This window comes from Nonomuraea sp. NPDC026600, assembly GCF_040638335.1.
Classification (GTDB): domain Bacteria; phylum Actinomycetota; class Actinomycetes; order Streptosporangiales; family Streptosporangiaceae; genus Nonomuraea.
The window spans coordinates 113,946-138,076 of record NZ_JBEZYD010000038.1 but is presented as its reverse complement, the minus strand read 5'-3'; the positions used below and the strand labels follow the sequence as shown (position 1 = coordinate 138,076).

The following is a 24,131-nucleotide window of genomic DNA, read 5'->3' as shown; positions in this document are numbered from 1 at the left end:
CTGCGCTCCAGACACGACCGCAACCTACCGGCCACAACCACTCCACGCAGCGCACTCACCCCGACCTGCAGAAGATCCCTAACTTAGCGGCATTGCCACAAGAGGTGGACAGGCCGATCTGCCTGCTCAGACCGTGTCGATTCACCGAGCATTCCTGATCATTTACCGACATCCGTTTCGGAGGCGTCCGATGACGTCCGACCTTCCTTCCTTTCCGGCCGCGAATGAATCTCCGCTCGACACCTGCATCCGGCTGCGGGAGATCGCTCCCGTGGTCGAGGTGGAGTTCCCCGGCGGCGTGCCCGTCTACCTGGCCCTCACGCACCAGGCGGCGCGGGAGATCCTGGCCGGGGACAACAAGTCCTTCCTCAGGCATCCCCGGCACTGGCCCGCCCTGCACGATGGATCGATCCCCGAGGACTGGCCGCTGCGTTCCATCGTCCAGGGCGGCAATCTGGGCGCTGTGGACGGCGGCGACCACAGGCGGCTGCGCGGCCTGATCGGCACAGCCTTCACACCCGCCCGGGTGCAGGCCATGCAGCCCCGCATCCAGCAGATCATCGACGGCCTGCTGGACGACGTGGCGGCCGCCGGTGACGGCGTCGACCTGGTTCCCACCTTCACCGAGGCACTGCCCATTCAGGTGATCTGTGAACTGTTCGGCGTGCCGGCCGAGGATCGGCCCCGGCTACGCCGGTGGACCGCCGCGCTGGTGGCGCACCCCACCACCCCGGAGACCGCCTTCGCCGCACAGCAGCACCTGCTGTCCCTCCTGCACGCACTCGTGGAGCGCAAGCAGCGCGAACCGGGCGATGACCTCATCTCTGGGCTCGTCGCCGCCCGCGACAAGGACGACAGGGGCGACAAGCCGACCGCTGACGAGGTGGTCGGTGTGCTATGGGTCATGCTGCTCGCCGGCCACGAGACCACCCTCCATCTGCTCGGGCACGCCATCATCGCGCTCGCCCGCGATCCCGCCCAGCTCGCGCTCGCCAAGTCCGGCAACCGGTGGGCCGACGTGGTCGAAGAGGCCGTCCGCCACCGCCACCCGGTGCTGATGGTCCCCTTCCGCTTCACCGCCCAGGACGTGAGCATCGCCGGCGTGCCCATCCCCCAGGGCAACGCGGTGGGCGTGTGCTACCAAGCCTGCGGCATCGACCCTACGGTGTACGGCGACAACGCCGGCGCCTTCGATCTCACCCGCGAACAGAACGGGCATCTCGGCTTCGGTCACGGCCCCCGTTACTGCATCGGAGCGGGACTGGCCCGGCTGGAAAGCCGGCTGGCACTCGCCTCGCTGTATCGCCGCTTCCCCGCCCTCACTCTCGCCGTGCACCACGACGACATCCCCCACACCTCATCACTTTTCACCAACGGACCACTGTCCCTGCCGGTCAACCTCGCCATCGCCAACCCCTCAGACGCCGGCAATCCATGACCGTCGAGCCTTCACGGGAGCGGCTTTCCCGGCCCGGCAGCTGAAGGCGGGGACTGTAGAACTAACCGGCCGGGGCGGCGCAGGAGGACATTGGGCAGTCGTGGGCCTCCACGCGGACGAAGTCGTCGTCGTGCACTCCGAGGTCGTTTCACTCGCCTGCGGAGCGGCTGACCGGTCAGGACGTGGGGCCGGACTGCGCGGCAGGGCCATGGATGATCTGTTCCAGACAATCGCGGAACAGGTCGTCGACGGTGCGGCCGGGTTGGAAGTACTCGGCCACACCGGCCATCACGGTGGGGTACGCCGCGGCGTAGGTGGCCATGTCGAAGCCTTCCAGGGCGTCCGCGTCCGGGCGGCCGAGCTGTTCCTCCAGGACGTAGCCGACGGTGAAGCGCAACGCCGTCAACACGATCAGGCGAGCCTGCCGCAAGGGAATGCCCCGCCCGACCAGCGTGCTCATCGCCAGTTCGGAGATGGCGGCCATCTTGAGGGACAGTTGGGAGGCCGCGATGATCCGGGCTCCGTCCGGGTGGGCCAGCAACGCGCGCCGCAGCCGCCCGGCCAGGCCGATCAGCCAGTCCTGCCAGCACTCCTCCGGCGCGGGCGACGCCAGCTCGGGGAACTGCTGCTCAAGAATCGCCTCGGCGATCGCGGTGACCAGCGCCGCCTTGTTCGGGATGTGCCAGTAAAGGGTCGGCGACTGTACGCCGAGCCGGGCGGCCAGTTTGCGCGTGGTCACGCCGTCGAGACCCTCGGCGTCCAGTAGCGCGACGGCCTCGGTGACGATCCGCTGCTTGTCCAGAGCCAATTCCGGCACCTCCCTTCCGGACTCTATCACCGATAGAGTACTCTATCGGTGATAGAGGCTTATGCGTCAGAGGAGGCGACGATGAAACACCGGCACTCGCTCCGCGACCTGCTGCACTGGGCGACCCATCGCATTCCGGGGATTCCCGCGCACACCGAGCGGCCGGCCGGCCACCAGGGCCAGGCCCGCCACGGGCAGGGGTGGCGGCACTCGATCACGCACCACCGTTCGCACCACCACGAGTTCAACCACTCGCCGGCCCGTCCGCCTCGCGTCCTGGCGGCGTGGCAGACGCGGATCGCCCGCTTGTTCGGTCAGGAGTTGGGATGAAGGCAGCGGTGCTCCACGAGGTCGGCGGCATCCCACGCTATGAGGACTTCCCCGATCCGGTGGCCGACGACGGCGAGGTGATCATCGACGTCAAGGCGGTCGCCGTCGAGAACGTCGACAAGGCGATCGCGGCCGGTACGCACTACGCCAGCGAGAAGTACATCGGCCGGCTTCCGGCGATCCCTGCCTTCGACGGCATCGGCGCCCTCCCGGACGGCACGCTCGTCGGGTTCGGCAACATCCGCCTGCCCTACGGCGCGCTCGCCGAGAAGACTGTGGTGCCCCAGGGCTCCTACATGCCGATCCCCGACGGCATCGACCCGGCCGTGGTAGCGGTGATGGCCTCGGCCGTCACCGCGATGTCGATGAAGACGGCCGCGGGGTTCGTTCCCGGGGAGACGGTGCTGGTGCAGGGGGCCACCGGGGTCGCCGGGCGGCTCGCGGTCAAGGTGGCCCGGCTGCTGGGCGCCGGCCGGATCGTCGCCACCGGCCGCGATGACGACCAGTTGCGCGAGGTACAGGCCATCGGTGCCGACACGGTGATCAACACCGCGGTCTCCGACGAGGCGCTGGCGCAGGCGTACCTCGACGCCAGGGGGGACGGCTACGACATCGTCGTGGACTACCTGTGGGGCAGGCCCAGCGAGATCCTGCTGCGCGCGCTGGTGCCGCGCTCGTTCGCGTTCGGCAAGCCGACCCGGGTGGTCCAGATCGGCGAGTCGGCCGGCACCGAGCTCGCCCTCGCCGGGTCGAGCCTGCGCACCTCCGGCGTGGAGATCTACGGCGCGGCCAAAGGCCTCGACCCGCAGACCATGGACGAGGTGTACCAGCAGATCGTGACGTGGACGCGGTCCGGCGAGCTCACCTTCGACGTGGAGAAGGTCCCGCTGAGTGACATCGAGACCGCCTGGCAGCGAACCGACCTCAGAGGCAGGCGACTCGTCGTGATGCCATGACCGGCCCGCGCCCACGGCACACCAGCGATGATCACCGGTCAGCGTTCCGTCGCCGTCCTCACCCACGCGTCGACGGGGGGCGGACCAAGTACGGGTGAAAGGGGCAGTGAGCCGCTGAGTCGCTGGTCGGAGGCTTGACCCTCCGCGTGGGTTTGGTTGCGGTTTAGGGAACAAGACCGTTCGGCACGGTTGATCGCCGCTACGGTTTCGGCGTCTGGACGCCGGGATCGAGGCGAGGGACGGCCTGGAATGACGTGGATCGAGCGGACCGCCTATCCGCAGTTCAAGCGGTCGGCGCTCAGAGACGCGGGCTCGCACTCGTCGGCGCTTTCTGGCGGGCGAGGAGGCCGGAGATGGTCACCTCTACCGTCCGGCGCATCACCTCGGTGAAGTCGAGTCGCATGGCGGCCAGGGCCGGTTCGGAGGCGTAGGCGGCCAGCATCGCCTCTGATGGCCGGTCGCAGGGCCAGGCGGCGGTGGCCATCAGCAGGGTCACTTCCACCACCCGGGGCGCGCCGTGGGCGCCGAGTTCGGGCACGTGCCGCAGGACCAGTTGGACCAGCGCCTGCATGGAGTGCTTGGCGGCGTACTTGTGCCGGATGGCGACCTCGGTGGAGATGTTGTGCTCCAGCACTGCGGCCTGCGCGCTGATCAGGTCGCACAGCACCGGCCGCTGCGCCATCGACTCGGCCAGAATCTCGGCCAGCCGGTCGCCGCGCTCTCGCGGCGTGCCCTCGCTGGGCTGAAACGACCGCTCCAGCTCAGCGATCCAGTCCTGGACCTCGGCGTCCAGTAGCTGGAGCAGGACCGCCTCGCGCGAGTCGAAGTAGCGCAGCACATTGACCTTGGCCAGGCCGACGCGCCGGCTCAGTTCGTTCAGGCTCAGCTTCGCGACCGGCATCTCGGCCAGCATCGCGGCCGCGGTCCTCAAGATCTGCCGGCGTCGTTCGGTCCGCTGCTCCTCGTTGCGGGCGCGCTTGAAGTTCACGAGCCCATCTTACATACCGCTGGTATTTTGCAAAGATACCGGCGGTGCGTTAGCGTGACCAGAGACAAAATACCGGCAGTACTTAAGAGGTGCGTCATGTACCAGGTTCCTCGCCAGCGGGGAAAGCTCGCCGTGGTGACCGGCGCGAACAGCGGAACCGGCAAGGCGGCCGCGACCAAGCTGGCCGCGGTCGGCGCGCGGGTGATCATGGCGGTGCGCACTGTCGCCAAGGGCGAGCAGGCGCGCGCCGAGATCCTCAGTGCCCACCCGGCAGCAGACGTGGAGGTGCGGCGGATCGACTTGGCCGACCTGGCCTCGGTCAAGGAGTTCGCCGACGGCCTCATCGCCGGCGGGCGCCCAGTCGACATCCTTCTCAACAACGCCGGGGTGATGTTCCCCCCGGTGCGGCACGAGACCGTCGACGGGTTCGAGCTGCAGCTGGGCAGCAACTTCTTCGGCCCGTTCGCCCTGACCGTGCGGCTGCTGCCGCTGCTGCTGAAAGCGCCCGCCCCGCGCGTGGTGACCATGAGCAGCGGCATGGCCGCTCGCGGCGAGATCGACTTCGACGATCTGAACTGGGAGAAGAGCTATGACCCGACCGGGGCGTACGGGCGTTCAAAGCTGGCGGACCTGCTGCTGAGCCAACACCTGGCCCGGCTCGCGACCGAGCGTGGCTGGCCGCTGCTGTCGGCCGGAGCGCATCCCGGTAACGCGGCCACCAACATCGCCGCCTCCGGCCCGCGGCTCGGGGGTGACCCGAGCCTGCTGTTCCGCATCGCGTGGAAGCTCACCCCGCAGCACAGCGCGGAGGCCGGTGCCGACCCGATGCTGTACGCGGCGACCGCGCCCGGCGTGACCCAGGGTGGCTGCTACGGCCCCCGCTGGGGGCTGGTCGGTGCCCCTGCCATCGCGCGGCCCACGAAGAAGGGCCTCGACCGCGACGTCGCCGCCCGATTGTGGGCCGAGGCCGAGCGCCTGACCGGCGCCACCCTCTGATCACCCAAGCGAAAGGCAACACCAGAATCTCTCAACGGCAAGGTGGCCCTGATCACCGGCGGCAGCAAGGGCACCGGCCTGGGCATCGCCAAGGCCTACGTCAAGGAAGGCGTGGCCGTCGCGATCACCGGCCGCGACGCCGACGCCCTGGCCCAAGCCAAGGCCGAGCTGGAAGCACTCGTCCCCGACGCCCGTGTGCTCGCGCTCACCGCGGACAACAAGGACCACGAGGCCGCCGCGCGGGTCGTCTCCCAGGCCGTCGAGGACGATCACGACGCCGTGGGACGACGCTCCATCTCCGGGAGCGCCGCGACGATCGGCAACCCGCAAGACGACGAACGACCGGCGATACGAGGTCGACATCACGAGGAGGAGTCATGCAAGCACAGGGAACCGTGAAAGACGCGTTCAGCGCAGTCCGTGACGCATTCGACAAGGGCCTGCACAGCGACGAGCTCGGGGCCTGCGTCGCGCTGGATGTGGACGGCGAGACCGTCGTCGACCTGTGGGGTGGCCACCGCGACCCCGAGCGGACCTCGCCCTGGACCCGCGACACCATCGTCAACGTGTTCTCGACGACGAAGACGGTCACAGCGCTGGCCATCCTCGTGCTCGCGGACCGCGGCCTGATCGATCTGGACGCCCCCGTCGCGACGTACTGGCCCGAGTTCGCACAGAACGGCAAGGAAGGTGTTCTCGTCCGGCACGTGATGGGCCACACCTCCGGCGTGTCCGGCTGGGACCAGCCCATCACCCTCGCGGATCTCTACGACGTGCAGGCCTCCACCGCCAAACTGGCTACCCAGGCGCCGTGGTGGACCCCGGGGACGGCGTCCGGATACCACGCCCTCAGCCAGGGGCACCTCCTTGGCGAGCTGGTGCGCCGCGTCGACGGACGCTCTCTCACCAGATTCGTCGCCGAGGAACTCGCCGCGCCGCTTGGCGCCGACGTGCAGATCGGTGCGCGCCAGCAGGACTGGGAGAGAACCGCACCCGTCATACCGCCGCCGCCCATCTCCTTCGACATGTCGGCGCTGGATCAGACCACTCCCGCGTTCCGGACGATGACCGGCCCCGCTCCCGACGCGAGCGTGGTGAACACTCCGCAATGGCGGCGCGCGGAGATCGGCGCCGCCAACGGGGCCGCCGCCTCGCGCGTGCTCAGCCCGTCCAGCACCGTGGCCTGCATAACCGCGCGCAGCTCCGGGGACAGGCGGGCCAGCGCCCCAGCCGGGTCGCCATGCTCCACGCCCAGCAGCAGCTCCTCCTCCGCCGAGGGCGCGGTACGCCAGCGGCGACCGGCCAGCAGCCGCAGCAGCCTGTCCCGGGCGCGCTGCCCGCGGATCGCGTCGACCAGCCGCCGGAAGCCGATCTGCCACAGCCAGCCGGCGACGTCACCGCCGCCCTCCTGGTGAGCGAACCCGATGCGGAGGGTGCGGGTGCGCGGGCCGTTCGGGGTCAGCTCGACAGCCATGATGAAGCTGGAACCGTTGCCGGGCTCGCAGGAGGCGTCTTACCGGCCGCCGGCCTGCCGGAGCGCGTCGCCGAGCGCCTCGGTGCCGGTCACACCGACGATCAGCGCGCCGTTGTCGAAGACGAACCTCGGCACGGTGGTGACACCTGCCCGCCGCGCTGCGGCCACTTGGTCACGTACCTCGGCGCGCCCCTCCTCGGTGGCGAGAAAGTCCCGCACCCGGCCGCCGGCCAAGCCGGCCCGCTCGGCCAGCTCGGTGAGTCGCGTGTGGTCGGCGACGTTCACGCCATCGCGGAAGTACGCGTCGAACAGGGCGGTCGCCAGCGCGGCCTGCACCGCGGCACCCTGCTCGTGCAGGGCGAGCCACAGCAGCCGGTGCGCGGTCAAGGTGTTGACCGCCATCGCACAGTCGAATCGGTACTCGATCCCTTCACCGGCACCGATCCGTGTCATCTCCGCGACCATCGCCTCGGCTTGTTCCGGACCGAACATCGCGACCACCGTGTCCATCAGTGGCCGGGGCTCCTCGGGCGCGTCGGGAATCAGCTGGTACGGACGATGGACGAGTTCGACGTCCGATTCCGCACCCGCCGTGGCCACCGCGCGGTGAAACTGGTGCGTGCCGAGACGGCACCACGGGCAGGCGATATCGCCGTACACCTCTACTTTCATCCTGGGTCCTTTCTCATGCGGATAGCCGGGGATGCGGGTGGTGTGGATCAGGCCGGTCCTGGCCGGGGATCGGCGCTCGCGGTGGGGTCCCGCAGCACCCGGAGGGCATGGGACCAGGCGAGGACTTCATCCAGCATGAGGGTCAGGGCGGTTTCTTGACGTTCGCCGGGGGCACAGACGCCGGCCTTGGAGTCGGTGAAGTCGAAGTCGAAGTACGGGTTGATCGCGACTTGGGCGTGTACGTCGGCGACTTTGATCTCGCCCATGGTCTGCCGCAGTTGCTCGGCGGCGCGGGTGCCGCCGTAGACCCCGTAGCTGACGATCCCGGCCGCCTTGTCGTTCCATTCCGCGTACAGGTAGTCGATGGCGTTCTTCAGCGCGGCGGGGATGGCGCTGTTGTACTCCGGGGTGACGAACACGAACCCGTCGAACCTGCCGATCGTGGCCGCCCACCGCTTGGTGTGTGCATGTTGGTAGAAACCGATGACTGCGGGCGCGGGCTCATCCAGCAACGGCAGCTCGTAGTCGGCTATGTCGACGAGTTCGAGGCCGGCCTGCCCGGCCTTGACGGCGGGGTGCCGGCCGGCGGCCTCGGCGACCCACCGGGCCACGTCCTCTACGCGGCGCCCGGGGCGGGTGCTGCCCAGAATGATCGCGATCTGGATCATGGGCCTCCTCCTTAGGTTCTGCGCTCTCACCTTCGGTTAAGGTGCTCATGCCTACGAGCGTCCCGGCGCTGGGCGGGTCCGGGCCAGGCTCCGGTTTTCCTAGCCCTGGCAGGGCCAGGCTCGCCGCGAATACAATCGCCGTTGATGACGGAGACAGAGCTGGGCGCGTTTCTACGCGCACACCGCGAGGCCGTCCCGCCGGCCGCGGTCGGGCTCCCGAACGGGAACCGGCGCCGCACACCCGGGCTGCGCCGGGCCGAGCTGGCCACGCTCGCCGGCGTCAGCGTGGAATACCTCACCCGGCTGGAGCAGGGACGCGACCGCAGCCCGTCCACCCAGGTGCTCGCCGCGCTCGCGGAGACGTTGGGTCTGTCCCGTGACGAGCGGATCCACCTGCACCGGCTGGCGAAGACCAACGGCGGCGGCGCGTGCGACGGGGCCGCCACGACGCGGGCCCGGACGGTGCGCCCGACCGTGCGGGCGCTGCTGGACCAGCTCGAGCCCGCACCGGCGCTGGTCGCCAACCGGCCCGGCGACCTGCTCGCGTGGACGGCCGGATTCGCGCGGCTCGCTGGCCCGACCGGGCTGCTGGAGGCCGAGCCACCGAACCTGGTCCGGTACGCGTTCACCGACCCGCGGGCGCACGATGCCCACCCGGACTGGGACGCGGTGGCCGGCGAGCGGGCCGCCGCGCTGCGGGCCGCGGCCGCGCTCGGCGACCCGCACGCGGCGCTGCTCGCCGAGGAGCTGACGATCACCGCCGACACCCGCTTCCGCGACCGGTTCGAGGGCTCGGCCGCACTGCCCGCGCGCACCGGCGTCGAGCGGTGGTCGCACCCGGAGGTGGGGGAGCTGCGGCTGGCATACGAGAGCCTGGAGCTGCCCGACCCCGACGAGCAGCGACTGGTCGTCTACCTCGCCTCCGACGAGGCCACCGCCGCCGCCCTCGACCGCCTCAACGACCATCACGCCGCCGCCTTGAGCACCGTGCCCGACCACGATCCACGAGCCCATCACTAGCAGGCCGGCGCGCGTGCCAAGCACGACGATCTCGACACACGAGGACAACATGGATCGGCGGATAACCAGCCTTCGCCATCCCCAGCCACACGGCTTCCTCAAAGCCATCGAGGGCATGTCAGGGTTCTGACAGCTCGAACCAGACGGCCTTGCCGGCGGTGGTGGGTGTGGCGCCCCAGCAGCAGGCGGACTGGTCGATCAGGCTCAGCCAATGCTGTTCTTCGTTGTCCTGGCCGGTGCGAGGGAGTGCCGGGTCGGCGTCCTCGACCTCGCAGCGTAGCGTGCCGTTCATTGTCCACAGGGTGACCCGGATCGGTCCCCTCCCACGGCGGGACGCCTCGGCGACCAGTGCGCTGACGAGCAGGTCAGCGCTCCTGCTGTGGCGGTTGACATGCCAGTCGCTCAGCTGGAGGCGGGTCAATCGTCGCGCCCTGCGGACGGACAGGGTGGTTGCTGCTGGCACATGGTCTCGTTTCCTTGAATCCTCGCCTGAGTATTTGATCTTCCTAGTGATCTTTGATGCCGGGGATGGCGAACGCTGGTTCTCCGCCGATCCACGTTGCCCTGGTCTCGAGCCCGTCGTTCAGCCACACCAGATCGGCATGCGCGCCGACCTTGATGCGTCCGAGGTCGGGGCGGGCGAGCAGCTCGGCCGGGCGTGATGTCGCGGCGGCTACCGCGTCCAGCAGTGGCAGGCCCAGCTGGACGGCGTTCGCCAGCGCGTGGTCCATGCGCAGCGTCGATCCGGCGAACGCTCCGTTGGCCAGTGTCGGCGGGCGGCCCGTTTCGGTGTGGATGGATCGATCACCGAGCCGGTATCGGCCCGGTGCCATGCCCGCCGCCGCCACGGCGTCGGTGATGAGAACCAGACGCTCCCTTGCCATTCCGAACGCCATTGCTGCGGCTTGGGAGCTGATGTGATGGCCGTCGAGGACCAGGCCGGCGGATATGCGGGCGTCTACCAGGGCCTGGCCGATGACTCCGGGGTCGCGGTGATGGAATGGCCGTTGCGCGTTGTACAGATGCGTGACCATCCGTGCACCCGCGTCGACGGCGGCGCGTGTTTCCTCCGCGGTCGCAGCCGTGTGCCCGATGGAGACCAGGACGCCGGCCGAGGCGAGCGTTTCGATCGCCGCGAGCGCATGCGGCCGTTCCGGAGCAAGTGTGATCACCGCGAGAGTTCCGGGAGGCGCGGCGTCGAGGAGGGCGCGGATGTGTCCGGGCTCGGGGTCGCAGAAGAAGCCGGCGTCGTGAGCGCCCGGATGCGCGGGTGAGAGGAACGGCCCTTCGAGATGCGCTCCGAGCAGGCGTGCTCGCGTGGTCCCAGAGGACGCGTTCATCGCCTGGCCGCACCGGCGGAGGGCCTCCGCCAAGGTCGGCACCGGCGCGGTCACGAACGCGGCCGCGAAAGCCGTCACCCCCGTCTCCGGTAGCCGGCGTGCGATCCGATGCCAGTCGGCATCGTCGGCGTGCGCGAAATCCGTGCCGTGGTAGCCGTTGATTTGGAGATCGATCAGGCCTGGGATCAGGATCCCGTCGTTCAGCGTGACGTCCGCGCCCGTGGGCTCGCTGGACTCCCGCACTTCGGTGAAACGGCCGTCTTCGATCGTCAGGCTCACCGATGCCTGTTCGCGGCCTTCGGCGATCACACGTCTGGCGAAAATGCGCATGGGTTCCCCTTACTTGACCGCGCCCGCGGTCAGACCGCCGACAAGGTGTTTCTCAATCGCGGTGAACAGGATGACGACCGGCACGATCGCGATGACGGAGGCGGCGAAGAGCTGGTCCCAATGCTGCTCGTAGCCGGTCACGTACGAGCTGATCCCCACGGTGAGCGGCTTCTTGTCGTCGTCCTGCATGAGGGTCAGGGCCACCACGTACTCGTTCCACGCCGCGATGAAGGTGAAGGTGATCGCGGTGACCGCGCCGGGCTTGACCAGGGGCAGCATGATGCGCAGGAGCGTGGCGACGCGTCCGCAGCCGTCAAGCTCCGCCGCCTCCTCCATCTCCAGCGGGATCGAGGCGAAGAACCCGTGCAGGATCCAGATCGCGAACGCGAGGTTGAAGGCCGCGTTGGTCACGATGATCGCGAGGTAGGTGTTGACGAGGCCGATTTCGAAGAACTCGCGGTAGAGGCCGACGACGAGTGACGTGGGCGAGAACATCTGCGTGACCAGCACCAGGAACAGGAACGCCGGTCGGCCGGGGAAGCGATGACGGGCGGTGAAGTAGGCGGCCGGGACCGACACCAGCAGCACTACGATCGTGGAGGCGGCGGCAACGATGAGCGATGTCGTCAGCCAGTTCTGGAAACGGACGTCGCCGGCGATCTCGAGGTAGGCGCCGAACGTCCAGTTCCTCGGAAGGAACGTCGCCGGCGACCGCAGCACCTCCGAACTCGACCGTAGTGAGTCCAGCGCCATGACCGTGTAGGGGGCCAGGAAGGACGCCGCGACGGCGAGCCCGGCGGCGGCGAGGGCGTAGTGCCGGATCCGCTTCCTGCCGATCGATGCGAGCCGGGTCATCAGGTGCCGGCCTCCTGCCACTTGACCGTGCGCAGGTATACGACGACGGCGACGAGGATCAGCAGCACGTTGCAGATACCGCCGGCGGCAGCCTGGCCGACGTCGTGCTCGGCGCTCTTGAACGCGAGCTTGTACATGAAGGTGATGGTCGTGTCCTGGGTGAAGCCGGGGTTGCGCTCGTTGAGCGTCCAGATGATCGGGAAGGAGTTGAAGAGATAGATGATGTTGAGGACGACGGTGACGACGAGCGCGGGGCGCAGGAGCGGCAGGGTGACGGCGCGGTAGGTCGTCCATGCGCCCGCACCGTCGATCCTGGCTGCCTCGAACACGTCACCGGGCATGCCGTTGAGTCCGGCGAGGAGGACGTACGTGCTGAACGGGACCGAGGCGAACACGCCGACGGCGATCATCGAGAGCATCGTCCATCGTCCATCGATCGTCGCCGAGGAAGTCGATCGGCCGGCTCGTGAGATGCAGGTCCATCAACAGCCGGTTGAGGATGCCGTGGTAGTAGTCGTAGATCAGGGTGAACAGCCGTCCTGTGATCACCAGGGAGGCGGCCCATGGCACGATGACCGACCAGCGAACGACACGCCGGCCGGGGAACTCCTTGGCCAGGAACTGGGCGAGTGCCAGGCTGATGGCGACCGTCAGCGCGGTGACGCCGGAAACCCAGATCGCGGTGTTGGCCAGGACAGAGCCCAGAGCCGGCTGGCTGAGGACGCGGAGGTAGTTGTCGAAGCCCGCGTCACCCAGGCGCAGTCCGGTGATGGAGTAACGCGACAGCGACGCCCGTATCAGTTCGTACACGGGATAGAGCACGACGCCGGCGATCAGCAGCAACCCCGCCCCGAGCCAGGGGAGCGCGGCGAGCGCCGGAACATGGCGGCGGCTCACCTCAGCCACTCGTCTCGGCCATCTTCTGGAGCTCGCCCAGCACGGCGGCGGGGTTCCCGTCCGGCGCGACCGCGGCTCCGATCTGCTGCTGCACGGCAAGCTTGACCTTGTCCCACGTCGGATCGTCGGTGGGGGTCAGATGGATGTGGGGCAACGTGTCCAGGTAGACCTTCAGGGCAGGGTCAGAGGCGAAGATCTTCAGGCCGGACTTGGTCACCGGAAGGAAGCCTTCGGCCTTGATCCACGTGTTCACCTGGTCGGGCTGGTAGTACAACTCGTAGAACTTCTTGACCGCGTCCTGATTACCGCTCTTCTTGAAGGCCATGAGGTAGTCGGTGACGCCGTAGGTCTGCGGAACGCCGCCGTCTCTGGTGGGCATGGGTGCGACCCCGTAGTCGACCTTTTTGTCCTTGTCCAAGCCGGTGGACAGCTGGGACAAGCCGATCACCATGCCGGCCTTGCCCGAGGAGAAGAGCGCGAACGCGCCGTCGGTCCGGTTGGTCTTGCCGGGATTGTTCTGGGTGACCTTGTACTTCGTCGACAGGTCTTTGAGGAACTGCAGTGTCTCGATGTTCTTGCTGGAGTTGATCGACCATGTGCCGTCGGTCTTCCAGGCGCCGCCGTTGTTGAAGGCCCAGATGGAGAACTCCGCCTGCGCCTCTTCGGGGCCGAGCGGTTCGGCGTACCCGATCGTGCCGTCGCCGAGCGCCGTGATCTTCTGCGCGTCCGACACGAACTCGTCCCACGTCTTCGGGGGTGCGGAGATTCCGGCGCGCCGGAACAGGTCCTTGTTGTAGAACATCGCCCTGGCCGACGACAGATCAGGGAAGCCGTACATCTTGCCGTTGTAGGTGCCGCTCTCGACGAAGGCGTCGATGAGGTCGGCCTTGGTCGCGGCCGGCAGCACCTCCTCGGAGTGGTAGAGCAGCCCGTCCTTGGCATAGCTGGCGTAGGCGTTGAGGTTGAGGATGTCCGGCGGGTTGCCGTTCTGGATCATGGTGCTGGTCTGCTGGTCGATGCTGTTCCAGCTGACGATCTGCACGTTGAGCTTGACGCCTGTCCGCGCCTCGTACTTTTTGGCGAACGCGTCCCAGAACGTCTTCGTGTGGTCCTTGCTGTATTCGGCGATGACGACCCTCAGCTCTTTCACGCCGTCACCGGCCGTGGAGTCGACGGCCCCCGTGCCGCTGCCGCATCCAGTGAGCAGCACGCCCAGCAGCAGGACGATGCTCTTGTTCCTCATGGGTTCCTCCTGGTCAGCGGCTTGGCGTGATGCCGCGCGCGTGATGCGTTGATGCGAGACTGTGGACGGTGAGTGCGGCGGCGCCGACGATGCCGGCATCGTCGCCAAGTGCCGCGGGCAGGATGTCGACCGTCGGCGGGACGGCGAGCCCGCCGTTGTGGAAGGCGTCACGAAGGGGCGCCCAATAGCGGGCACCGATCTGGGTGACGCCGCCGCCGACCACGACGCGTCGAGGGTCGAACACCCCGGCCAGGCCGGCGAGAGTCCTGCCCAGCACCTCGGCCCCCTTGGTGAGCGCGGTAACCGCGGCGGCATCACCACGGCGTGCGCGCTCGGCGACTTCCCTCAGGTCGCGGGGCGTGTCGTCACCCGCCAGGCGGGCGTACGCGGCGGCGATCGCAGGTCCCGAAGCGGAGCTCTCGAGATGTCCGCGGCGTCCGCAGCTGCAGACGCCGTGATCGGCCTCGAAGATCGGGAAATGGCCGAGTTCGCCGGCGCGGCGGTGGACGCCGGTCAGGAGCCGGTCCTGGAGTACGAGCGCGCCGCCCACACTCGTCCCGACAGTGACGTACATGGCATCGGAGGTGCCGCGGCCGGCTCCATGAAGGTGTTCTCCCAGCGCGAAGGCGTTGGCGTCATTGCCGACGACCACCCGCATGCCCGTCGCCTTCGCGAGGTGGCCGGCGAGATCGATGCCCTGCCAGCCAGGCAAGGTGCCGGTGGCGGCGGTGACGATCCCCCTGCGGGAATCGACGACGCCAGGACTGCCGACGCCGACGGACAGCTGTGGATCGGCCACACCGTCGCTGAGATCACGGCACATGTCCGCGATCAAGCCGATGATCGCCACTGGCCCATGCCGGTTGGGGGTGGGCAGGGACATCCGGCGATGAACCTGACCCGCTGCGCCGACCAGTCCAGCGGCGATCTTGCTGCCGCCGACGTCGACGCCTATCACCATTGTGGCAACCATTGCTTCCCTCCCGGCGATCTGCCATGGACCAGCCCGTCAGGCTCTGTCACCGCACGACCGCTCTGCACACTTGCGTGCAACTCAGAGTGGCTCGCGCATGAACCGTGCGTCAACAGATATGCTGCGTGCAGTTTCGAATGCACATTTGGAGGGTCACATGCAGTCTTCGGCACGTCGCCGCGCCCTGCTGGAGCAGGTCCGGCGCGAGGGGTATGTCGGTACCGGCGGACTGGCCCACCAGTTCGAGGTCGACGGCTCGACGATCCGGCGCGACCTGGCCCATCTCGAGCGAGCCGGGCTCATCAAGCGCACCCGTGGCGGCGTGCTGCCGGCCGAGCCCGCCGCCGCCGTCGACGTCCCCTATGACGTGCGGCGGACCGCGAACCAGGCGGAGAAGGCCGCCATCGCCAACGCCGCGGCCGACCTGATCGACAACGGCCAGTCGGTGATCCTGGACAGCGGATCGACGACATACCAGCTCGCCCTCGCGCTGCGCCGCCGGAAGAAGGAGGTCCTCGTCGTCACCAACGATCTGATGATCGCCGTCTGCCTGGCCGGCGATCCGACCGTGCGCGTGCACGTCACGGGCGGATCACCCATCGAGACCGCGTACACGCTGGTCGGCCCGTCCACGGTCGCCGAACTTGACCGGCTGCACGCCGACTGGGCGTTCCTCGGCGCTGAGGCGGTGCACCATCAGGCCGGTATCACGAACATCAACATGGTCGAACTCCCCGTCAAACAGGCCATGCTCAACGCCGCCCAGCAGGTCGCCGTCATCGCCGCCAGCCCCAGCTTCGGCAAGCGCGCCCTGATGACCGTCTGCGCCCTCGACGCGATCTCCCTGCTCATCACCGACGACGGGATCGCCGACGATGAACGCGCACTCTACGGATCTCAGCTGCGCACGGTCTCCCTCACCGATGACTGACCTTCCTCCGGCGATCGAGTCCTGGAACGCGCACTTCAAGATGCACGCATCTGCCACCTTGACGCACGCTTCCGTGCATGTTGTGCTCTTGTGGCGACCTAGTCAATCACTGGTCCCGGCCGGGCGGCGCCTTATTGTCGATCATGTGCAGCCGCTGTAGACCGCTGGGCCGCGTATCGGAGGAGACCACCCCACATCGTGTCCGAACACATTCGTCTGGCCGTCATCGGATGCGGACGCATCTCGCAAGCCGCGCACCTGCCGGCCATCGCCAAAGCCGAGAACGTCGAGCTCACAGCGGTGTGCGACGGCAGCGCCACCCTGGCCGACGCGATGGCGAGCCGCTACGGCGCACACGCCTTCCTCGACGTCGCCGACCTGCTCGGCGCGCCGGTCGACGCCGTGCTGATCGCCGTGCCCGACCGATTCCACGCCCAGGTGGCAGAGCAGGCGCTGCGGGCGGGCAAGCACGTCATCATCGAGAAACCCCTCGCCACCACCGTCGCCGAGGCCGGGCACCTGCGCGATCTGGCCGACTCGGCTCACCTGGAACTGCAGGTGGCGAGCATGAAGCGGTTCGACCCGGGCGTGCAGTACGCCGCCGGAGCGGTCGCCCGGATCGGCCCCCTCCGCAGTGTCGTCGGCTGGTACCGCGTGATGTCGAGACTTCGCGAGCCGATCGAGACCACGCTGTTCCCTCCGCTGATCGTCGATCCGGCCGTACGCTCGCAAGAGCTGGCGTACAAGGCGATCCACCGCGCCGAACATCTCCTGGCCACCCACGGCATCCACACCTTCGACCTGCTGCGCTACCTGGCAGGCGACTACACCATCCACAGCGCGATCCTGTCCCACGGCGAACGCGACTACAGCTGGCACGCCCTGGGCCGATACCGCGACGGGGCCGCGTTGAGCCTGGAGGTGACGGCGAGCGTCCACGCGGAATGGTCCGAAGGGTTCGACCTCTACGGCGACGCCGGCCACGTCCGGCTACGCTGCCCCTTCCCGTTCACGAGGCAACCGAGCTCGGTCAGGGTGTTCGACGAGCCCACCCAGACCTACTCCGAGCCGGTGTTCGGCGACAGCGACCCCTACGAGCGCCAGATCGAGGCCTTCGCCCGGGCCATCCTCCTCGGCACCCGCGCCGAACCCACCGCCGCGGACGGCATCGAGGCACTCAGGATCGTCGAGGCCATCCGCGACGCCGTCGACCAGCCGGGGACCCGCACATGACGCTGCCCGAAGTCGGCATCTTCGCCCGCACCTTTCCCCGGACGACCGCCGCCACGGTCGCCGCCGCCGTCGCCGAGGCGGGCTTCCGCCTGGCCCAGTTCAACTTCTCCGCGATCGCCATGCCAACGCTCGCACCTGACGTCTCCCTCGACGCAGTCACCGCCGTCGGGCGGGACTTCCGTGACGCCGGCGTCGCCGTCTGGGGACTGTCGGCCACGTACAACATCATCCACCCCGACCGAGCGTTCCGGCTCAGGCAGACCCGCCAGGCGGCGCGGCTGATCGAAATTTCGCCGCTGCTCGGCGTCACCGCGGTCACCTTGTGCAGCGGAACGCTCAACGCCGACGACATGTGGACCGGCCACCCGGACAACGGCTCCGCCGCCGCCTGGGCCGGCCTGCGCTCCACCCTCGATGCCCTGCTCGAAGCGGCATCAGATGCGGGCATCAAGCTCGGTATCGAGCCGGAGAGCGCCAACGTCATCGACTCCGCGCGGCGCGCCCACCGGCTCATCAGCGAGCTGGGATCCGACGCCCGGCACGTCGGCATCGTCCTCGACCCCGGCAACCTGGTCGCACCGGAGACCATCCGCCGCCAGGACGACATCGTCAACGAGGCCTTCGACCTGCTCGGCGAGCACATCATCGGCCTGCAGGCCAAGGACCTCACCGCCGCCGGGCCGGCACCCCTCGGTCGTGGAGATCTCGACTACACGATGATCTGCCGCCGCACCCTCGAACTCGGCCGGGCAGTGCCGATCATCATCCAGGACGCCACCGAGGACGACGCCTCCCGATCCGGCCGGTACCTGCGCGACCGCCTCCACGCGGCGAGGAACACGTGAGCGCATCATCCTCGTCAAACCGCTACGCCGAGGCGGCTCACGTGAGGCTGCGACGGCCGGACACACCGGCTTCGGGCACCGTGCTGCTGCTGCACGGACTGGGCGGCGACGGCACGCAGTTCGACGCGTTCCTGCCGCACCTGGCCGGGCTCCCCTGCGACCTGCTGATACCGGACATGCGCGCTCACGGTCTGACCCCGCTGATCGGAGACGCGAGCGACTTCACCTTCCAGCGGTTCAGCGCCGACATCACCGCTCTGCTGCGCACCCGCGCGATACGGCCGCCGCTCATCGGCATCGGCATCTCCATGGGAGCGGGAGTCCTGGCCGCACTGGCCCTTCGCTCTCCCGACGTACTCGCCGGACTCGTCTTCATCCGGCCCGCCTGGGAGGACCAGGCCGACCCTCCCCACCTACGGGCGTTCAGGACCATCGCGGGCCTTCTCGCGACCCGGGACGGCGCGGCCGCCGCAGCCGAATTCGCCCATTCTCCCGTCTACCGCGCCGTGCGCGCGGAATCGGGAACCGTCGCGGACAGCCTGATGGATCAGTTCGGATCCCCTCATGCGGCCGAACGACGTCTTCGCCTCGAACGCATGCCGCTGTCCACCCCGTTCACCGACCTGGCCGATCTGGCCCGCATCCGCACACCGGCCACCGTCATCGGCACCCGGCACGACCCGCTGCACCCACTGACCATCGCCCGCCACTGGGCCCGCGCGTGCGGGACCGCCCTGCACGTCGTCCCACCCAAGTCCGCGGACGATGATCGCTATATCTCAGAGTCCGCCGCGATCATCACGGCAGTGGCCGGTCAGGCCCTCGACAGCACAGCGTCGTGAAGCACCCAGTTCAACACGAAAGGCCAGACCTCATGCCTTCCCGGTTCCACGCCATCTTCGGATCAGACACCAAACCGCTCATCGCCATGGCTCACGTGCCGGCCCTGCCCGGGACGCCTCTGTACGACGAGCGTGAAGGCATCGCGGGAATGATCCGCCACGTCCGCCGAGACGTGGAGATCCTCGTCGATGCGGGCTTCGACGCCATCCTCTTCTGCAACGAGAACGACCGTCCCTACGAACTCAACGCCGGTCCGGAGTCCGCGGCGGTGATGACCCGCATCGTCACCGAATGCCGCCCGTCCGATCTCCCCTTCGGCGTCGACTTCCTGTGGGACCCGCGCATCGCACTCGCGGCCGCCGTCGCATGCGAGGCGGACTTCATCCGCGAGGTGACCACCGGCGTGTGGGAGTCGGACATGGGACTGTGGAACACCAACTGCGCCCACACCCTTCGCGAACGTCGCCGACTCCACGCCGACAACATCGCCATCTTCATGAACATCACACCCGAGTTCGCCTCCCCGATCGGCACCCGCCAGGCACCGGCAACCGCTCGCTCCGCCGTCGTTTCCAGCCTCGCCGACACGATCCTCGTGTCGGGTCCCATGGCCGGCGCAGGCCCAGACCTTTCCACCGTGCGCGCCGTGCGGGATGCCACACCGGCCGACGTGCCCGTCCTGCTCAACACCGGTGCGCGACGGGACACGATCGGCCAGTTCCTGTCCGTAGCGGACGGCTGCATCGTCGGCAGCGACCTCAAGATCGACGGTCACACCTGGAACGCCGTAGACCCGGCTCGCGCAGCCGGCTTCGTGAAAGCGGCACGAGCATGAACCGCCGCCTGACGCCCAGCCGAAGCCCCGATCGACCGTCCGGAGCAGTACGGTCGCCGGGTAGCGCAAAGTGACGGCACTCACCCCGGTGGATCAGGTTGAAGCCGGCACGCCGTATGCCGCCGTCAGACGGCTCGCGCGGCGGGGTTCTGGAAGAACTCCAGCACCCCGCGCGCACCCGACATGACCATCTTCTGGACCGCCTCGGACTTCCGTGCCGCCTCGGCGCCCCGGACGAACATCGCCTCCTCGTACGCGCGCACCGCCGCGTCCAGGTCGTGCGGACGGGCGGCCAGCGCGAGCGCCAGTTCCGCGCCGTCGAGCATGGCGATGTTGGCGCCGAGCCCGACCGGTGGCATCAGGTGCGCGGCGTCGCCCAGCAGCGTCACCCCGGGGACGCCCGCCCAGGTCAGGCCGACTGGCAGCGTGGTGATCGAGCGGGGCGTGAACGGCCCGTCGCAGGCGGCGATCAGCGCGGTGATCTCCGGCGCCCATCCGGTGAACAGCTTCGCGAGCGCCGTACCGGCCCGCGCGGGGTCGTCGAACGGGATGCCGCAGCCGGCGAACCAGTCTTCGGGGGTGTGCAGGCTCAGGTAGACGCGGACCCGGCCGTCGCCGTTGCGTTGCGCGGATACCGCCCCGTCCGGGCCGAGGGCCCAGAAGTTGCCGCGCCCGATCCGGGCCGAGATCTCGGGATGGGTGCGGTCGACGTCGGCGATGACGCCCTCTAACGTGTTGAGGCCGATGTGGGCGGGCCGGGCGTCGGTGAGCAGCGGGCGGACGCGGGAGTTCGCGCCGTCCGCGCCGACCAGCAGGTCACAGTCGGCGCTCGTCCCGTCGGCGAAGCGCAGCCGCCATCCGCCCTCGGGCAGCGGTTCGGCGGACCGGTACGCGCGCCCCCACGCGATGGCGTCGCCGGGCAGCGCGCCGAGCAGCAGGTCGCGCAGGTCGGCGCGGTCGACTTCGGGCTTGTCGAGCGGCGCGTCGTCCGGGGTGTCGAAGCGCAGCAGCAGCGTGCCGTTCTCGTCCAGCAGCCGCAGATCCTGACCCTCGGAACGGGCGATCGCGCGAAAGCCCTCGGTCAGGCCGGCCTCCTGCAGCGCCCGCTGCCCGCTGTCGGCGCGCAGGTCGAGCATGCCGCCCTGACCGCGTGCGGTCCGTGACGGTTCCCGCTCGTACACGGTCGCCGCGATGCCGTGCATATGTAGCACGCGCGCCAGCACCAGCCCGCTGGGGCCCGCTCCGACGATCGCGATTCGCGGGGGACGCCCGGAGATTTCCGTACTCATGGTCAACCAACCCTTTCGTGATACACCGTATGGCTCAATACACTGTATCGAGGAAAGATACTGTATTAACCGATAGAGGGAGAACGCCATGGTCGAACGAGACCGGACGGGAGGGCGAGCCTCGACGACCGGCCGCCCCCCTGCGGAGGACGCCGCACGGGAAGGGGACCAGCGCGATGCCGATGACGTGCGGGATGAGGCGGGTGGGCCGCTGCTGGTGTGGGAGCGGCCGGAGCCGACCGATCGGGCGACTCCGAGCCCGCTCGACCGGGACCGGATCGTGCGTGCGGCGATCGCGCTCGCGGACGCCGATGGGCTGACCGCGGTGTCGTTGCGCAAGGTCGCCGCCGCGCTCGATGCGGGCCCGATGCGCCTGTACCGCTATGTCGCCACCAAGGAGGAACTGCTCGACCTCATGGTCGACGCCGTGTACGCGGAGATCCACCCGCCCGATCCAGGCGACGGCTGGCGGACCGCGCTGCGGACCCTGGCAGGCCGCACCCGGCAGGCCGCGTTGCGTCACGAGTGGTTCGCCGATCTGCTCGGCGGCCGCCCGAACCTCGGCCCGCACGCGCTCGCCCACCTGGAGGCGCACGTGGCCGCGCTGCACGGCGCTCCAGGCTTCGACGACGTCGACACCGTCCGCGACGCGGTCGGTGTCGTCCGCGCCTACCTGGTCGGCGCCGTCCGCATGGAGATCGCCGAGCGGCGCGCCGAACGCGCCAGCGGCCTGACCAAGCACCAGCGGCAGCGCGCCACCGGCCCGTACCTCACCCGCATGTTCGCCACCGGCCGCTATCCCACCCTGGCGCAGGTCGTCGCCGACGCCACCCATCCCAACCCGGCCACCACCTTCGACACCGGCCTCGACCTGCTACTCGACGGCATCGACCCGGACGGGCGTACCGGGGGACGCCGATCCGGCCGCGTAGCCTTTGGGCCGGGTCCCACGTGCCCGGCCCCCGGACGCGGCGGATGAGGCTGCTCAACGCGTACCTGCCGAGGCTCCACCGCGTGGCGACGCTCGACACGGTGGTGGGTGGCACGTTCCTGAAGGTGGCGAACTTCCTCGGCCCACCGCAGGCGCTGCTCTCACCGGGCATGCTGTGGCGGGTCTGGAGAGGGCGCCGCACGGGCACACCGACCGCGAGCGTGGCTTCGACCCTCGGCGGACCACAACTGGATGTCGCCCGGAATGCGTCGCCCGACCGGGCATGAGCCTCAGTGGTGCCGACCGTGATGCGCAGATCGTCGGTGGCGGCGATCTGCGCATCACGGTCAGGCTGATCTCTACTGCGGGGTGGTTGCGGGAACCGGGCGTACGGCGAGCGACTGGCTCAGCGGGTGCTTCCCACCGGTGCGGAACGGCGATCCGGGGGCCTGCTTCAGCGTGCCGCCGGATCCGATCGCGAACGCGACCACCTTGCTCGCGTCCTGCATGTTGGCGAAGACGTCCCGGCCGTCCGGTGTGATCGCGACCGCCGAGGAGCCCTCAGCCTGGGTGGGCGAGTCGGCGGCCGGAGTGAGCGAGCCGTCCGCGCGGATCGTGAAGCCGACCAGACCGCTGCCGGGGGGCGAGCCGGCGTCGAAGTTGGCGCCGACGTACAGGTGCTGCCCGTCGGGCGTGACCTTGAGGCCGACCGGGTCCCGCACGGAGACCGGCAACCCGGGCACGGGTTTCAGCGAGCCATCCTTACCGACCCGGAACCCCTGCACGTTCTGCGCGACGTTCGAGGTCACGTACAACAGGCCGCCGTCCGGGCTCATCGTGATCCCGTAGTTGGCCGGCCCGACCTTCGCCACGTCCTGCGCGGGTCCGAGCGAGCCGTCCGGCAGCACGGTGTATCTGGTGATGACCCGCGACGGGCTGTCTTCGGTCTCGTCCGCGTCCGCGTACGACAGGTAGAGGAAGCGGCCGTCGGGGGACAGCACCGTCTGCTTGGGATGGTCTGAGGTGGTCTTGAAGTCGCCGAGTTTGGTGGGCGTCCCGTCCAGGCCGATCCGGTACGCCGAGATCGTCGCGTCGTCGACGCCGGTGTTGGTCACGTACAGGGTGCGGCCGTTCGGGGAGATGGTCGCTCCCCACGGCTCGTCGCCGGTCGTGACGATCCGTGGGTCCGGCTGGAGCGCGCCCCGCGCCCCCACGCGGAACACCGAGAGCGTGTCGGAGTCGCTGTTGACGACGTACGCGGTGGCCCCGTCCGGGGTGAGGGCGATGCCCCGGGGGGTTTCGCCGCCGGTGGAGACGGGCTTGTCGAGGAGCGTGAGGGTGGCCCTCGGGCCGATCGCCAGGGAGGAGACGTTGCCGGAGCCCGCGTTCGTGACGTAGACCACGCCGCCGGACGGCGGCAAGACCGGTCCCGCGGCGGCCTGGGCCAGGGCGGGAGATGGGACGGCGAGCAGCATGGCGGCGGCCAGGACGGCAGCACCCGCTCTCATGAAGACGGATGACACGAATGTCTCCTTATCACTCCTTGAACCTGATTTGACGACACCCTCATAGGCGTTCCAGCCGGTGCCATACCGTTCCATGAGCTCGTTCCGCCGTCCCCGCTGAGGTAGCGGCTTGGAGATGTGCCGACGGTTCGGCGGAACGTAAAGGCAGGTCAGCATAGGTATGCGGCGTCAACGGCACGCCGTCCGCCCCCGCAGCCGGGGTCGGCACAAGGGTGCGCCATCCCCGCCGTCACGGGCCTGAATCCATGCGGGCGGGAACGGCGCCAGTACGAAGGAGAACCCCGCTGCGGTGCGACGCGGCTTGGGCCAGGTTTCGCGAGGTAGGGCAAACAACCCGGCGCAACCACTGACATCAACCTGTCGCTCAACAATCTTCGTTGATGAGTCGGCGTGCCTGTTCGGCAGCGCGCCATTCCTTTCGCTCTTCGTCTCCGATGAGCGCGCGTGCGACACCGGCCTGGACGACGCCGTGGATCGGCGGGAGGAACGGCTCGATGAGGATCAGCTCCGTGCCCAACTCGGCTAAGGTCACGGGGCGGTCCGGCTGCCGGAGGCCCCACTCGCCCGCGACGCGCAGCGGGTAGCCGAACCCGAGGCCGTTCTCGCTCCGCAGCCGTTGGCAGTCGGTGATCGAATCGCCGGTGAACACCACAGTGCTGCCCGGTCGGAGGGTGATCGTCATGTGTGCTCCTTGAAATCGGTTCGGGGAA

The 24,131-nt window shown here is 69.0% G+C and carries 28 protein-coding genes; 14 read left to right on the top strand and 14 right to left on the bottom strand.

The window, feature by feature from the left end:
* Window positions 1-190 precede the first annotated feature (190 nt).
* On the top strand, window positions 191-1,438 hold the full coding sequence (locus tag AB0F17_RS52470; RefSeq protein ID WP_358040257.1) for a cytochrome P450: 1,248 nt from the start codon (window positions 191-193) through the stop codon (window positions 1,436-1,438).
* A 175-nt stretch (window positions 1,439-1,613) separates the two neighbouring features.
* Here AB0F17_RS52470 and AB0F17_RS52465 read toward each other — a convergent pair whose 3' ends face one another.
* The gene (locus AB0F17_RS52465) at window positions 1,614-2,255 is read right to left on the bottom strand and encodes a TetR/AcrR family transcriptional regulator C-terminal domain-containing protein (protein ID WP_358040253.1); all 642 of its coding nucleotides are present in this window, start codon (window positions 2,253-2,255) and stop codon (window positions 1,614-1,616) included.
* Window positions 2,256-2,327: 72 nt separating this feature from the next.
* Here AB0F17_RS52465 and AB0F17_RS52460 point away from each other — a divergent pair, with 72 nt between their 5' ends.
* The gene (locus AB0F17_RS52460; RefSeq protein WP_358040250.1) at window positions 2,328-2,576 is read left to right on the top strand and encodes a hypothetical protein; all 249 of its coding nucleotides are present in this window, start codon (window positions 2,328-2,330) and stop codon (window positions 2,574-2,576) included.
* Complete coding sequence (locus AB0F17_RS52455; protein WP_358040247.1) at window positions 2,573-3,532, top strand: zinc-binding alcohol dehydrogenase family protein; 960 nt, start codon at window positions 2,573-2,575, stop codon at window positions 3,530-3,532. Before AB0F17_RS52460 ends, AB0F17_RS52455 begins: the two co-directional genes overlap by 4 nt.
* 298 nt (window positions 3,533-3,830) lie before the next feature.
* Here AB0F17_RS52455 and AB0F17_RS52450 read toward each other — a convergent pair whose 3' ends face one another.
* Window positions 3,831-4,520: a TetR family transcriptional regulator gene (locus AB0F17_RS52450; RefSeq protein ID WP_358040244.1), complete on the bottom strand. Its 690-nt coding sequence runs from the start codon at window positions 4,518-4,520 to the stop codon at window positions 3,831-3,833.
* Between the two features lie 96 nt (window positions 4,521-4,616).
* Between AB0F17_RS52450 and AB0F17_RS52445 the strand changes: the two genes are divergently transcribed.
* The 3 genes from AB0F17_RS52445 to AB0F17_RS52435 are packed head-to-tail and all read left to right on the top strand — an operon-like array spanning window position 4,617 to window position 6,931.
* Entirely contained in the window at window positions 4,617-5,516 is a 900-nt protein-coding gene (locus AB0F17_RS52445) for an SDR family oxidoreductase (protein ID WP_358040241.1), read from the top strand.
* A gap of 42 nt (window positions 5,517-5,558) precedes the next feature.
* Window positions 5,559-5,915, top strand: coding sequence for an SDR family NAD(P)-dependent oxidoreductase (locus tag AB0F17_RS52440; RefSeq protein ID WP_358040238.1), 357 nt, complete (start codon window positions 5,559-5,561; stop codon window positions 5,913-5,915).
* Complete coding sequence (locus AB0F17_RS52435) at window positions 5,894-6,931, top strand: serine hydrolase domain-containing protein (protein WP_358040235.1); 1,038 nt, start codon at window positions 5,894-5,896, stop codon at window positions 6,929-6,931. Before AB0F17_RS52440 ends, AB0F17_RS52435 begins: the two co-directional genes overlap by 22 nt.
* Window positions 6,932-7,029: 98 nt before the next feature.
* On the opposite strand, the gene AB0F17_RS52430 is transcribed toward AB0F17_RS52435, so the two are convergent.
* Window positions 7,030-7,662, bottom strand: coding sequence for a DsbA family oxidoreductase (locus tag AB0F17_RS52430; RefSeq protein WP_358040232.1), 633 nt, complete (start codon window positions 7,660-7,662; stop codon window positions 7,030-7,032).
* 47 nt (window positions 7,663-7,709) lie between these two features.
* Complete coding sequence (locus AB0F17_RS52425) at window positions 7,710-8,330, bottom strand: NAD(P)H-dependent oxidoreductase (RefSeq protein WP_358040229.1); 621 nt, start codon at window positions 8,328-8,330, stop codon at window positions 7,710-7,712.
* Between the two features lie 144 nt (window positions 8,331-8,474).
* Between AB0F17_RS52425 and AB0F17_RS52420 the strand changes: the two genes are divergently transcribed.
* Complete coding sequence (locus tag AB0F17_RS52420) at window positions 8,475-9,350, top strand: helix-turn-helix transcriptional regulator (RefSeq protein ID WP_358040226.1); 876 nt, start codon at window positions 8,475-8,477, stop codon at window positions 9,348-9,350.
* A 118-nt stretch (window positions 9,351-9,468) separates the two neighbouring features.
* On the opposite strand, the gene AB0F17_RS52415 is transcribed toward AB0F17_RS52420, so the two are convergent.
* Genes AB0F17_RS52415 through AB0F17_RS52385 form a run of 7 tightly spaced genes read right to left on the bottom strand, consistent with a single transcriptional unit; the run spans window position 9,469 to window position 14,988 of the window.
* Window positions 9,469-9,813, bottom strand: a complete 345-nt coding sequence (locus AB0F17_RS52415; protein WP_358040223.1) for a hypothetical protein — start codon at window positions 9,811-9,813, stop codon at window positions 9,469-9,471.
* A gap of 43 nt (window positions 9,814-9,856) precedes the next feature.
* Entirely contained in the window at window positions 9,857-11,020 is a 1,164-nt protein-coding gene (nagA, locus tag AB0F17_RS52410) for an N-acetylglucosamine-6-phosphate deacetylase (protein ID WP_358040221.1), read from the bottom strand.
* A 9-nt stretch (window positions 11,021-11,029) separates the two neighbouring features.
* The gene (locus AB0F17_RS52405; RefSeq protein WP_358040218.1) at window positions 11,030-11,875 is read right to left on the bottom strand and encodes a carbohydrate ABC transporter permease; all 846 of its coding nucleotides are present in this window, start codon (window positions 11,873-11,875) and stop codon (window positions 11,030-11,032) included.
* Window positions 11,875-12,285 (bottom strand): sugar ABC transporter permease, encoded by a 411-nt coding sequence (locus AB0F17_RS52400; RefSeq protein ID WP_358040215.1) that lies wholly within the window; start codon window positions 12,283-12,285, stop codon window positions 11,875-11,877. The genes AB0F17_RS52405 and AB0F17_RS52400 overlap by 1 nt, the downstream gene beginning before the upstream one ends.
* Window positions 12,206-12,781, bottom strand: coding sequence for a sugar ABC transporter permease (locus tag AB0F17_RS52395; protein ID WP_358040212.1), 576 nt, complete (start codon window positions 12,779-12,781; stop codon window positions 12,206-12,208). The genes AB0F17_RS52400 and AB0F17_RS52395 overlap by 80 nt, the downstream gene beginning before the upstream one ends.
* A complete protein-coding gene (locus tag AB0F17_RS52390) occupies window positions 12,774-14,015 on the bottom strand; it encodes an extracellular solute-binding protein (protein ID WP_358040209.1) in 1,242 nt (413 codons plus the stop codon). Before AB0F17_RS52390 ends, AB0F17_RS52395 begins: the two co-directional genes overlap by 8 nt.
* A gap of 13 nt (window positions 14,016-14,028) precedes the next feature.
* Window positions 14,029-14,988, bottom strand: coding sequence for an ROK family protein (locus tag AB0F17_RS52385; RefSeq protein ID WP_358040205.1), 960 nt, complete (start codon window positions 14,986-14,988; stop codon window positions 14,029-14,031).
* A gap of 157 nt (window positions 14,989-15,145) precedes the next feature.
* On the opposite strand from AB0F17_RS52385, the gene AB0F17_RS52380 reads away from it, so the two are divergent.
* The 5 genes from AB0F17_RS52380 (at window position 15,146) to AB0F17_RS52360 (ending at window position 19,675) form a co-directional block, all read left to right on the top strand.
* Window positions 15,146-15,919: a DeoR/GlpR family DNA-binding transcription regulator gene (locus AB0F17_RS52380; RefSeq protein ID WP_358040202.1), complete on the top strand. Its 774-nt coding sequence runs from the start codon at window positions 15,146-15,148 to the stop codon at window positions 15,917-15,919.
* A 198-nt stretch (window positions 15,920-16,117) separates the two neighbouring features.
* The gene (locus AB0F17_RS52375) at window positions 16,118-17,152 is read left to right on the top strand and encodes a Gfo/Idh/MocA family oxidoreductase (protein WP_358040199.1); all 1,035 of its coding nucleotides are present in this window, start codon (window positions 16,118-16,120) and stop codon (window positions 17,150-17,152) included.
* Window positions 17,149-17,997, top strand: a complete 849-nt coding sequence (locus AB0F17_RS52370; RefSeq protein ID WP_358040196.1) for a sugar phosphate isomerase/epimerase family protein — start codon at window positions 17,149-17,151, stop codon at window positions 17,995-17,997. Before AB0F17_RS52375 ends, AB0F17_RS52370 begins: the two co-directional genes overlap by 4 nt.
* Before the next feature lie 41 nt (window positions 17,998-18,038).
* Window positions 18,039-18,839 carry an alpha/beta hydrolase gene (locus AB0F17_RS52365; protein ID WP_358040193.1) on the top strand — a complete coding sequence of 267 codons (801 nt, stop codon included), beginning with the start codon at window positions 18,039-18,041 and terminating at the stop codon, window positions 18,837-18,839.
* Window positions 18,840-18,871: 32 nt separating this feature from the next.
* Entirely contained in the window at window positions 18,872-19,675 is an 804-nt protein-coding gene (locus tag AB0F17_RS52360; protein WP_358040190.1) for a BtpA/SgcQ family protein, read from the top strand.
* A 125-nt stretch (window positions 19,676-19,800) separates the two neighbouring features.
* Here the strand turns inward: AB0F17_RS52360 and AB0F17_RS52355 are convergent, their stop codons facing one another.
* Complete coding sequence (locus tag AB0F17_RS52355) at window positions 19,801-20,964, bottom strand: NAD(P)/FAD-dependent oxidoreductase (RefSeq protein ID WP_358040188.1); 1,164 nt, start codon at window positions 20,962-20,964, stop codon at window positions 19,801-19,803.
* An 88-nt stretch (window positions 20,965-21,052) separates the two neighbouring features.
* On the opposite strand from AB0F17_RS52355, the gene AB0F17_RS52350 reads away from it, so the two are divergent.
* Both AB0F17_RS52350 and AB0F17_RS52345 read left to right on the top strand, forming a co-directional pair.
* Window positions 21,053-21,943, top strand: a complete 891-nt coding sequence (locus tag AB0F17_RS52350) for a TetR/AcrR family transcriptional regulator C-terminal domain-containing protein (RefSeq protein WP_358040185.1) — start codon at window positions 21,053-21,055, stop codon at window positions 21,941-21,943.
* Entirely contained in the window at window positions 21,940-22,182 is a 243-nt protein-coding gene (locus AB0F17_RS52345; RefSeq protein ID WP_358040182.1) for a hypothetical protein, read from the top strand. Before AB0F17_RS52350 ends, AB0F17_RS52345 begins: the two co-directional genes overlap by 4 nt.
* Before the next feature lie 72 nt (window positions 22,183-22,254).
* On the opposite strand, the gene AB0F17_RS52340 is transcribed toward AB0F17_RS52345, so the two are convergent.
* On the bottom strand, window positions 22,255-23,418 hold the full coding sequence (locus AB0F17_RS52340) for a beta-propeller fold lactonase family protein (RefSeq protein WP_358040179.1): 1,164 nt from the start codon (window positions 23,416-23,418) through the stop codon (window positions 22,255-22,257).
* A 367-nt stretch (window positions 23,419-23,785) separates the two neighbouring features.
* Window positions 23,786-24,103 carry a hypothetical protein gene (locus AB0F17_RS52335; protein WP_358040176.1) on the bottom strand — a complete coding sequence of 106 codons (318 nt, stop codon included), beginning with the start codon at window positions 24,101-24,103 and terminating at the stop codon, window positions 23,786-23,788.
* Window positions 24,104-24,131: the final 28 nt, after the last annotated feature.